Genomic DNA, 11054 nt, shown 5'->3' with positions numbered 1-11054 from the left:
CCGCCCCCTGTGCGCTCCCTGCGCCGTAAGAGACATAACGCAGAAGACTAACCGGGAGCGCAATGTGTGCTGAAATCACATGCGACAAACGCAGCGCCGCCGGGCGATGACAGCGGGCACGCAGCCATTTTTGTGCCGGATGGCGGCATAAATGCCTTATCCGGCCTACGGGATCCTCCCGCAGGCTTATACAGCGCCGCCAGGCAGCCTATCTCACGCCTTCTGCTTGGCCTCGGACTCCTGGCTGCTGTTCAGCGCCAGCGAAACCGCCAGCGTCTGGGCCAGACACAGGGAAGCAACCTGCGAGCGGAAACCATCTACCTGCGCTTCACGCACCACAAAGCAGACATCGCTGAAGGCCGCCAGCGGGCTGACCTGGCTGTCGGTAATGGCGATCTGCCGCGCTTTGCGCTGCGCGCCCAGCTCCACCAGCTCGACCACTTCCCGCGCGTACGGCGAGAAGCTCACCGCCACCACCACGTCTTTCGGGCCGACCAGACTCAGCTGCTCGGTGAACATGCCGCCGAGGCCGTCGATCAGAAAGGCTTTGCGATCGAGGTGGCGCAGCGCATAGGTCAGATAGGAGGCGACGCTGAACGACCGGCGCAGGCCAATGACGTAAATATTTTCCGCCTCGCCCAGCAGGGCCACCGCGCGCTCAAGCTCATCGCTGGAGGTCTGCATCGCCAGCTGCTGCAGCGCCTGGTTGTTCACCATCGTGAACATATTGAGGATTTCCGTCGGCGTTTCCGGCGGGCTGGATTCATCGCTGGTGGTCTGGCGGAACAGACGGGCGCGCTCGGTATAGTTGGCGGTCTCTTCCATCAAATGTTGCTTGAACATCTGTTTCATTTCGTTAAAGCCGCTGAAGCCGAAGGCGTTGGCAAAACGAATCAATGTGGAAGGGGGAACATCCGCCTGTTGCGCTATGGAGGCCACGGTATCGAAAGCCACGCTATTGCTGTTATCAAGGATATAGCGGGCGACCTGTTTCAGGCGTTTGCTTAACGTATCGTAGCGACGCCTGATTTCATCCTGCAGGATGGTCAGCTGTGTTGGGTTATTGGCCATAGAGTGCGCTCTGAGAAAATGGAAGGAATATGGCTTCCAGTGTACCAAATGAAGCGAATTTTTCATTTATTGCGACGAAATACGCGATTCATTTCACGAAGAAACAGAAAAACGCCCGCTCCGCAAGGTGACAGAGACGGGCGTTGGGGGATCAGCGGCGGGCTTCGCGCCAGTAGCCAATAAGCGTCAGATAGTTGCGTTTCACTTCCTCTATCAGGGCCTCATCGCTGAGCTCACCCTGCATCCAGCGCCGCGACGGCTGGCCAAAGATGGTACGCCCGACGGCGAAACCTTTGATCATCGGGTGTGCGGCCGCCTCGGCGAAACCGGCGCGCAGTTTGTCGGAAGGCGCGTCGAGGCCGAGGATCAGGATCCCGCGGCTCCACGGATCTTCGCGCTCGATAAGGGCGGTGATCTGCTGCCAGCTGGCGCTGGAGAGCGGCGGCAGCTTCCACCAGTCCGGCTTGATCCCCAGCTGATAGAAGTGCTCCAGCATGGTGTGGTAATGGCGCTCGTCTTTGTCCGGGCCATTTTCCGGCAGGATCACCTCCAGCAGCAGTTCATGGCCTGACTTGTTACAGGCCTGCCACACCTCGAGCAGCAGGGCGTCCTGCTCTTCACGCAGCGCCGCCGGGTCGGCAGGGTGATAGAAGACCAGGCATTTGACGACATGCTCCAGCGGCCAGTCGATCAGCTGCGAGCCGATGTTGCCATGCTCCAGACGCAGCGGTCGCGAGCTGGGCAGTTCGATGGGGCGCCCGATCCACCAGCCCTTGCCGGTAATGGCGTTCAGCGCACGTTGGCCGTAGGTGCCGTCGGCCAGAATGCCGCTGCGCTGATCGAGACCCGCCTCCTGCGCCGCCGCTTCGGCCGCGGCTAACAACAACAGCTTGAGCTGCGGAATGCAGGCTTCATCGCGCCCGGTCTCCCGCGCCAGGTCGGCCAGCTGTTTGCGATGGTCGAAGGCGAAAATGCACAGCTCCGGCCACTGCTGACGGCGGCTGGTGACCCGGTGCAGGTGGTTGAGGCGCTCGTCGACGTCCGGGCGCGGCACCGATTCGGCGCGCAGCAGGTAGTCATCGAGTTCGACTTTGGTGGGCATCGCCGGCGCGCAGCCGTGGCGGGAGACCACCAGCGCCCCGCAGGCGTTGGCGTAACGGCAAGCCTGCTCCCAGCCTTCGTCGTTGAGCCAGCCGCGCAGAAGGCCCGACATAAAGGCATCCCCGGCGCCCAGCACGTTGAGGACTTCCACGCGCACGCCCTGCTGCAGCGGCACCTGGTCCCAGCTGTCCGGGATATCGCCTTCCAGCACCACGCAGCCCATCGGCCCGCGCTTGCACACGAGGGTGGCTTTGGTGGCATTACGCACATTTTTCAGCGCGGTCAGGGTATCGGTGCTGCCCCCGGCAATATGAAACTCTTCTTCGGTTCCCACCACCAAATCGAACAGATGCAGCACTTCCTGCAGCTGGCTGGTGACCGGCCCGGACTCAATGAAGCGCGTTTCGCCATCCCCGAGCGAGGTGAGCCCCCACAGCACCGGACGGTAATCGATATCCAGCGCGGTACGCAGGCCGTGACGGCGAGCGTATTCCAGCGCCTTCAGCACCGCGGCGCGGGTGTTGGCGTGCGACAGATGGGTGCCGGTCACCGCCAGCGCCCGGGAGGAGGCAATATACTCCTCGCTGATGTCGTCAGGCGTTAAGGCCATATCGGCGCAGTTATCGCGGTAGAAAATCAGGGGGAAGGTCTCCTGATCCTTAATCCCCAGCATCACCAGCGCGGTCAGGCGGGATTTGTCGGTAATCAGATACTCGGTATCCACCCCGGCGCGGTTGAGCGTTTCGCGCAGGAAACGGCCGTTGTGTTCATCGCCAACGCGCGCCAGCATGGCCGATTTCAGCCCCTGAATCGCGGTGCCAAAGGCCACGTTGCCGGAGGAGCCGCCCAGATATTTCGCGAAACTGGCAACGTCTTCTAGCCGCGAACCGATCTGCTGGGCATAGAGGTCGACGGCCACCCGACCTATACAGATGACGTCGAGCCGCTTTACTGCTGCATTCATAGCTAGGATTTCCTTTTTGGTGTCTGCTGCCTGGAAGGGTCGGGATACCGACGTCGACTCCGTGAACAGCCTGAGGGTTATTGGTTACCCTTAGTTTGAGAAATAAATATTTCATTTGCAAACTCGTTCGAAATTAAAAAACCAAAAGTGTGAGGGATCTACCACTCTGCCGCACTGAGCCTCGCGTGAGCGTGGATCGTCCCCTCTGTCGCCCCAGGGGAAAATGAAACGCCGGAAGCGGTTTCTTTACCTATGATTTTTAAGGGGATATGGCCGTGTGGCGCGGCAAAAAAGGGTCCGAAAACGTGTCTGGAATGTAAGTGAAACGTATGAAATGGGTAGAGAGTTTGATCCCTCTCGCAAAATGAAATATTTCTTCTGTATTTGTATTTAATGAAAAAAATGTTTGCCTATAATCCACAGGTATTCCAGTGACGTGAACGACGGCCCCGGCGGCATCGGCGCGACGCCACACACAAATACTGAACAATAAGGATTGTGCATCATGGGCAAACTGAGACTGACAACGGCGCAGGCGCTGGTGAAGTTCCTCGATAACCAGTACCTGGAAGTGGATGGCGTAGAGCTGAAATTCGTGAAAGGCATTTTCGCGATTTTCGGCCATGGCAACGTCCTGGGGCTGGGGCAGGCGCTGGAGCAGGACAGCGGCGATATGCGCGTCTATCAGGGGCGTAACGAGCAGGGGATGGCCCACGCGGCCACCGGTTTTGCCCGCCAGGCCCTGCGCCGGCAGATTATCGCCTGCACCTCCTCCATCGGCCCAGGAGCGGCCAACATGATCACCGCCGCCGGCACCGCCAGCGCCAACCGCATTCCGCTGCTGCTGCTGCCGGGTGATGTCTTCGCCACCCGCCAGCCGGACCCGGTGCTCCAGCAGATTGAACAGAGCTACGATCTCAGCATCAGCACCAATGACGCCTTCCGCGCAGTCAGCAAATACTGGGACCGCATTACCCGCCCGGAACAGCTGATGAGCGCCTGCATCAACGCCATGCGCGTCCTGACTGACCCGGCGGAAACCGGCGCGGTGACGCTGTGCCTGCCGCAGGATGTGCAGGGCGAAGCCTGGGACTACCCGGAATCCTTCTTTACGCGCCGCGTGCACCGTCTCGACCGCCGCCCGGCCAGCGCCGCGCAGCTGGCGGACGCCGTCGCGGCCATCAAAGCCAGCCGTAAACCGCTGATCGTCTGCGGCGGCGGGGTGAAATACTCCGGCGCGGGCGAAGCGCTGTCCCGTTTCGCCGAGCGCTACGGGGTGCCCTTTGCCGAAACCCAGGCCGGGAAGGGGACGGTGGTCTCTTCTCATCCCCTGAACGTCGGCGGCGTCGGCGAGACGGGCTGCCTGGCGGCGAACCTGCTGGCGAAAGAGGCCGACCTGGTGATCGGCGTCGGCACCCGTTTCAGCGATTTTACCACCGCCTCGAAATGGATTTTCCAGCACCCGGAGGTGCGTTTCCTGAATATTAACGTCAGCAACTTCGACGCCTGGAAGCTGGACGGCATTGCCATGCTGGCGGACGCCCGGGAAGCGATGAGCGCCCTCGACGCGGCGCTGGCGGATACCGGCTGGCAGGCCGGCTGGGGCGCGCAGATCGAGAGCGTGCAGAGCCGACAGTTAAAAGAGACCCAGCGCGTCTACCAGGCGGTGTGGCAGGAAAAATCCTTTGTGCCGGAGATCGACGATCATCTCGATCGCGAATCGGTGTATCGCGAGTTCCGCCAGATCACCGACTCCACCCTGACCCAGAGCAGCGTCCTTGGGGTACTGAATGAAACGCTACCGGCCGAGGCGGTGATCGTCGCGGCGGCGGGCAGCCTGCCCGGCGATCTGCAGCGCGTCTGGCGCAACCGTGCGGAAAACACCTACCACGTGGAGTACGGCTACTCCTGCATGGGATACGAAGTCAACGCCGCGCTGGGCGTGAAGCTGGCGCAGCCGCAGAGCGAAGTCTACTCCCTGGTCGGCGATGGCTCATTCATGATGCTGCACTCTGAGCTGGTCACCTCCCTGCAGGAGCGGGCGAAGATCAACGTCGTGCTGTTCGACAACATGGCCAACGGCTGCATCAACAACCTGCAGATGGAGCACGGGATGGACAGCTTCGGCACCGAGTTCCGCTACCGCCAGCCGGAAACCGGCCAGTTGCAGGGCGGCCTGGTGCCGGTGGACTTCGCCACCATCGCCGCCGGCTACGGCTGCAAAACCTGGCGCGTCACCACCCTGGACGAACTGCGCCACGCACTGGACGCCGCCCGTCGCGAAACGGTCAGCACCCTGATTGATATTAAAGTGCTGCCGAAGACCATGGTGCACAAATACGGCAGCTGGTGGAACGTCGGGGTCGCCCAGACGGCGCTCTCTGAGCGGATCCGCAAGGTGGCGCAAATGATTAATGAAAAGCGCGCCCAGGCGCGTGATTACTAAAACGAACCTCTACCCTGAATCCTACAGACTTACGGAGAAAACCATTATGTCGCTCAAATTAGGTGTCATCGGCGCTGGCGCTATCGGTAAAGAACACATCCGTCGCTGCACCCAGGTTCTGCAGGGCGTCACCGTTGTGGCGGTGTCTGATATCAATGCCGACAACGCCCGTGCGGCGGTCGCGCTGCCGGGCGTGCAGGCGGAAGTCTACGCCGACGGCCACGACGTGATTAACGCCAGCGATGTCGATGCCATCCTGGTCACCTCCTGGGACCCGACCCACGAAGAGTACACCCTGGCCGCCATCGCCGCTGGTAAGCCGGTGTTCTGCGAAAAACCGCTGGCGATGTCTGCGGAAGGCTGCCGTCGCATCGTCGATGCCGAAATGAAGGCCGGCCGTCGTCTGGTGCAGGTTGGCTTTATGCGCCCCTACGACGAAGGCTATCTGGCGCTGAAAAAAGTGATCGACGATGGCGATATCGGCGCGCCGCTGATGCTGCGTTGCGCCCACCGCAACCAGTCGGTCGGCGAGAACTACACCACCGATATGGCGATCACCAACACCCTGATCCATGAGCTGGACGTACTGCGCTGGCTGCTGAACGATGACTACCGTTCCGTACAGGTGCGCTTCCCGCGCTCCACCTCGCACACCCATGCGCGCCTGAAAGATCCGCAGATCGTCTCCTTTGAAACCAAAAAAGGCACCCTGATCGACGTCGAAGTGTTCGTGAACTGCCAGTACGGGTATGACATCCAGTGCGAAGTGGTCGGCGAAACCGGGATTGCCCGTCTGCCGGAGCCGTCTGCTGTCCAGATGCGCAAGTCCGCCAGCCTGTCGACCGCCATTCTGACCGACTGGAAAGACCGCTTTATCAAAGCCTACGACGTCGAGCTGCAGGCCTTTATCAACGACGTTAAAGCCGGCCAGCTGCACGGCCCGTCGGCCTGGGACGGCTACGCGGCGTCGGTGGCGGCGGATGCCTGCATTAAAGCGCAGGGAACCAGCGAGCCGGTTGAGGTGACGCTGCCTGAGTGCCCGGCATTCTACAAACGTTAAGCACGTTTTGCTGACGGATCTTCTTTGCACAGGTAACGACGATGAAAATTGCCTTTGATGTGGATGTGATTAAGGACCTCGGGATCACCCGCATGGTCCATCAGGTAGCGGAGTGGGGCTACAAGTACATTGAACAGTCGCCGCACCCGCAGATTAACCCGTTCTACAAGCACCCGCGCGCCAGCCGGGAGATCATGGCGGAGTACAAGCAGGCGCTGCGCGATACCGGCCATGAGCTGTCGTCGTTTATCTGCGTCTACCGCTGGTCCGGCCCGGACGAACTGCGCCGTCAGGCGGCGGTGAAAAACTGGAAACGGCTGGTGGAAATTGCGGTGGAGATGGGCGTTCAGGTGATTAACACCGAGTTCTCCGGCGATCCGAATCAGCCTGAGATCTGCGATGAAATGTTCTATCGCTCAATGGAAGAGCTGTTGCCGATTTTTGAGCGGGAAGGCATCCGCGTCGAGATCCAGGCGCATCCCTGGGATTTCTGCGAAGAGAACAATGAAACCGTCGATATCGTGAAGTCGTTCCGCAGCGATAACGTGAAGTACGTCTACAGCGTGCCGCACACCTTTTTCTACGACAAAGGCGTCGGTGACGTAGCGAGCATGCTGCGCTACGCCGGGAGCGATCTCTCCCATGTCCTGATTGCGGATACCCGTAATCATACGAAACATTGCCGCTATATCGTTAACCCGCCGGGCGTGGATGCCGTGGTGCACCAGCACGTAGGCGTCGGGGAAGGGGATGTGGATTTCGACGCGCTGTTCCGCACCCTGCGCGAAATGAAATTCGCCGAGCAGACCTTCAAGGTCGGCGGGGAGCCGATTGTCGCCACCTCGCTGTTTGGCTACCCGGAAAAAATGAAATACCAGGCAGTGGAAACCCGTGAACTCATTGAACGTGAATTGCTGCGCCGGTAAGGCGCAGCGGCAGGAGCCCTACTATGAACAAAGATAACGTCAAACTGGCTATCGCCCCGATCGGCTGGACTAACGATGATATGCCGGAGCTCGGCAGCGAAAACACCTTCCAGCAGATCGTCAGCGAAATGGCGCTGGCCGGCTTTACCGGCAGCGAAGTCGGCAGCAAATATCCGCGCGACCCGGCGGTCCTCAAGCCGATGCTGGACATCCGCGGCATTCAGATCTGCAACGCCTGGTTCAGCACCTTTTTCGCCAACGGCCAGCGGGAAAAAACCATTGATGAATTCGTCAATCACATGAACTTCCTTCATGCGATGGGGGCGAAAGTGATTGGCTGTTCCGAGCAGAGCGGCAGCATCCAGGGGCTGGATAAACCGATCCTCGGCGATGCGAAGCCGTGCTTCAGCGAAGAAGAGTGGCAGCGGGTGGCGGAAGGCTACAACACCCTCGGCCGCCTGGCGGCGGAGAAGGGAATGCAGGTCTGTCTGCACCACCACATGGGCACCGGCATCCAGACCACTGCGGAAATCGACAAGTTTATGTCGCTGGTGGACGAGCGCGTCTTCCTGCTGTTCGATACCGGCCATGCCTGGTACTCCGAAGGCGGCGAAGCGCCGATGCTGGCGATCCTCAAAAAGTATCTGCCGCGCATCAACCACGTTCACCTGAAAGACGTCCGTCCGCCGGTGATTGACCAGGTGCGCCGCGAGGGCCTGTCGTTCCTCGACGGCGTGAAAAAAGGCACCTTCACCGTCCCGGGCGACGGGGTGATCGATTTCCGTCCAGTGTTCAAACTGCTGGACGACGCTGGCTATAAAGGCTGGATGGTGGTGGAAGCCGAGCAGGATCCTGCCCTGGCTAATCCTTTCGAATACGCCGTCAAAGCGCGCAAATATATCCGCGAAACGGCAGGGATCTAATCGTTGTGACATTTTCAGGCCATACCGGGTATGGCCTGCTTTTTTTCCTTCCTCAACCGGACTCAGGGCTCAACCACAGCGCCGGACAGCCCCCTCTCCCGGACTCAGGGCTCAACCACGGCGCCGGACAGTCCCCTCTCCCTCAGGGAGAGGGCCAGGGTGAGGGTGACGATGACGGGTAAAGCGTCACTTCACTTCCGCCAGCGCGGTCTTATCCACATAAGGTTTCATCAGCGCGTCGGCTTCCTTCTGCGCCGCCTGCACCGCCGCTTCCGGCGTCACTTTGGCATCATTGACCACCGCCGCCAGCTGGTTCTCCATCGCCTTACGCACCGCCACGGTCTCCCAGGTGGAGTACCATGGATGGGCGTACTTCAGCTGCTCAAGCGCGATCGCCGCCCGCGGATCCTGCTGCAGATAGGCCTTCATCTCCGGCGTATCGTATGACGCCTTGCGCGGCGAGAAGTAGCCGGTGAAGCGGCTCCACGCCCCGTTCACGTTGGGGCTCACCAGATAGGTTAGGAACTGATACGCCGCTTTCTTCTGCGCCTCGTTGATGCCTTTAAAGCTCACCAGGCTGGCGCCGCCGATCGGCACCGCGCGCTGCTCTTTGGCTGGCAGCATCGCCACCCCAAGCTCAAAGTCTTTGCTGTTCTCACGCATAAAGCCCAGCGCGCCGGTGCTGAGCATCGCCATCCCGAGCTTACCGGAGAAGAATGAAGCGCTGATCTGCTTTGAGTTCAGCACCCCGGACGGCATCACCTTGTCCTTGTAAATCAGATCCTGCCAGAAGCGCAGAGCGCCGATGGCGGTCGGCGAGTTGTAATAGACCTCGCCCGGATAGTCTTCGTTAAAGTATTTCCCGCCGTTGGCGCGCACCAGCGCCGAGAAGATCCAGCCGCCGTAGTCGTCGTTGGTCGACGGCAGCATGATCCCCCACTGGCCTTTACTCTCGTCGGTCAGCTTTTTGGCATCGGCCAGCAGCTCGGCCCAGGTCTGCGGCGGCTGTTTGATCCCGGCCTGGTCGAACATTGTCTTGTTGTAGTAGAGGATCGGCGTCGAGTTATGGAACGGGATCGCATAGGTGGTGCCCATCACCTGGGCGTTCTTATGCATCGCGGGCCAGAATTCCTTTTGCAGAAAATCGCCGGCCTTTTGATCGCCATATTTAAACAGCTCATCCATCGGCAGGATCTCATCCTTCAGCGCCAGATCGGTGGTGAAGTTGGCGGACATGATCACCAGTGCCGGCGGCTGGCCGGCCTTCTGCGCCGATTCGGCTTTGATCTTGGTGGTGTCGTAGTTGCCGGTGAAGATCCCGCGCACTTCGACATCCTGCTGCGAGTCGTTGAATTGCTTAATGACGCGGGTCATCTCCATGGTCAGCTTGCCGTCCACCGGCGCCGGGAACATGAAGTCTATTTTCTCTTTCGCCAGCGCCGCGCCGCTCAGAGCGAGGCTGAGCCCAACCGTCAGGGCGGTTAAGGGTTTAAACATGATTACACTCCATCAGTAAATTATGCTGGGTCTCAGCATGAAAAAGATGCACATCGGCAGGCGAAAAGCCGATCGTTAGCGATTCGCCTTTTTCCGGCACCGTGCCACGGTGGCGGCGGCTAAAGCGCAGGGTGCCGATTGGGGTGCTGACGTGGAGTAGATAATCGGCTCCCATCAGTTCTCGTTGCAGGACGGTGCCCGGCAGGCGCAGATGGCCCTCCTCCACGCGGTCGGTAATATGTTCCGGGCGAACGCCCAGCCAGACGCGGGTCTGATCCCGGTGGCGCGGCGGCAGCGGATAGCGCTGTTCTCCCAACAGTACTGCACCGTTGGCGCAGGGCAGCGACAGCAGGTTCATCGCCGGCGAACCGATAAATCCGGCCACGAACAGGTTGGCCGGGTTGGCATACAGATACTCCGGGCGCCCGACCTGTTGCACGTGGCCGCCGTTCATCACCACGATGCGGTCAGCCATCGACATGGCCTCGGTCTGGTCGTGGGTCACATAGATGGTGCTGGTTTTCAACTGCTGATGGAGGGCCATAATGCTGTCACGCACTTCGCTGCGCAGGCGGGCGTCGAGGTTGGAGAGCGGCTCGTCCATCAGGAACAGCCGCGGATTGCGCACGATCGCCCGGGCCATCGCCACCCGCTGGCGCTGGCCGCCGGAGAGCTTCGCCGGTTTGCGGTCGAGCAGTGCCTCCAGCTGCAGCATCTGCGCCACTTTGTCCACCCGCGGCTGCCAGCTGTTTTTCTCTTCCTTGCGCACCTTCATGCCGAAGGTGATGTTGTCGCGCACCGACAGATGCGGAAACAGGGCATAGTTCTGGAAGATCATCGCGAAGTTGCGCTCGCGCGGCGTGGTGGCGGTGATGTTCTCATCATGCAGCCAGATTTGGCCTTCGCTGACCGGCTCCAGCCCGGCGAGCAGGCGCAGCAGGGTGCTTTTCCCGCAGCCCGACGGGCCGACCAGCACCACGAATTCGCCTTCGTGAATATCCAGCGACAGGGCGCTGAGCGCCGGTTTGCTGTCGAAACGTTTACTGATGTTTTGCAGACTGAGCAT

The 11054-nt window shown here is 60.5% G+C and carries 8 protein-coding genes; 4 read left to right on the top strand and 4 right to left on the bottom strand.

Annotated elements, in window-relative coordinates; translation table 11 throughout:
* Positions 1 to 213: 213 nt before the first annotated feature.
* Both B8P98_RS24705 and B8P98_RS24700 read right to left on the bottom strand, forming a co-directional pair.
* Positions 214 to 1071: a MurR/RpiR family transcriptional regulator gene (locus tag B8P98_RS24705; protein ID WP_004206536.1), complete on the bottom strand. Its 858-nt coding sequence runs from the start codon at positions 1069 to 1071 to the stop codon at positions 214 to 216.
* 151 nt (positions 1072 to 1222) lie between these two features.
* A complete protein-coding gene (locus B8P98_RS24700) occupies positions 1223 to 3136 on the bottom strand; it encodes a bifunctional 5-dehydro-2-deoxygluconokinase/5-dehydro-2-deoxyphosphogluconate aldolase (protein ID WP_012969075.1) in 1914 nt (637 codons plus the stop codon).
* A gap of 505 nt (positions 3137 to 3641) precedes the next feature.
* On the opposite strand from B8P98_RS24700, the gene iolD reads away from it, so the two are divergent.
* From iolD to iolE, 4 genes are read left to right on the top strand one after another with little or no spacing between them, the layout of a single operon-like run.
* On the top strand, positions 3642 to 5582 hold the full coding sequence (gene iolD, locus B8P98_RS24695) for a 3D-(3,5/4)-trihydroxycyclohexane-1,2-dione acylhydrolase (decyclizing) (protein ID WP_080924704.1): 1941 nt from the start codon (positions 3642 to 3644) through the stop codon (positions 5580 to 5582).
* Between the two features lie 46 nt (positions 5583 to 5628).
* Positions 5629 to 6642: a Gfo/Idh/MocA family protein gene (locus B8P98_RS24690; protein ID WP_040169159.1), complete on the top strand. Its 1014-nt coding sequence runs from the start codon at positions 5629 to 5631 to the stop codon at positions 6640 to 6642.
* Between the two features lie 41 nt (positions 6643 to 6683).
* Positions 6684 to 7568, top strand: coding sequence for a sugar phosphate isomerase/epimerase family protein (locus B8P98_RS24685; RefSeq protein ID WP_064143061.1), 885 nt, complete (start codon positions 6684 to 6686; stop codon positions 7566 to 7568).
* 23 nt (positions 7569 to 7591) lie between these two features.
* Positions 7592 to 8491: a myo-inosose-2 dehydratase gene (gene iolE, locus B8P98_RS24680; RefSeq protein ID WP_080897673.1), complete on the top strand. Its 900-nt coding sequence runs from the start codon at positions 7592 to 7594 to the stop codon at positions 8489 to 8491.
* Between the two features lie 186 nt (positions 8492 to 8677).
* Here the strand turns inward: iolE and B8P98_RS24675 are convergent, their stop codons facing one another.
* Both B8P98_RS24675 and B8P98_RS24670 read right to left on the bottom strand, forming a co-directional pair.
* Positions 8678 to 9988, bottom strand: a complete 1311-nt coding sequence (locus B8P98_RS24675; protein WP_025714245.1) for an ABC transporter substrate-binding protein — start codon at positions 9986 to 9988, stop codon at positions 8678 to 8680.
* Complete coding sequence (locus B8P98_RS24670) at positions 9981 to 11054, bottom strand: ABC transporter ATP-binding protein (protein WP_095033514.1); 1074 nt, start codon at positions 11052 to 11054, stop codon at positions 9981 to 9983. The genes B8P98_RS24675 and B8P98_RS24670 overlap by 8 nt, the downstream gene beginning before the upstream one ends.

This window comes from Klebsiella quasivariicola, assembly GCF_002269255.1.
Lineage (GTDB): Bacteria > Pseudomonadota > Gammaproteobacteria > Enterobacterales > Enterobacteriaceae > Klebsiella > Klebsiella quasivariicola.
The sequence above is the reverse complement of the archived record's forward strand: the minus strand, read 5'-3'. Positions and strand labels throughout refer to the sequence as shown.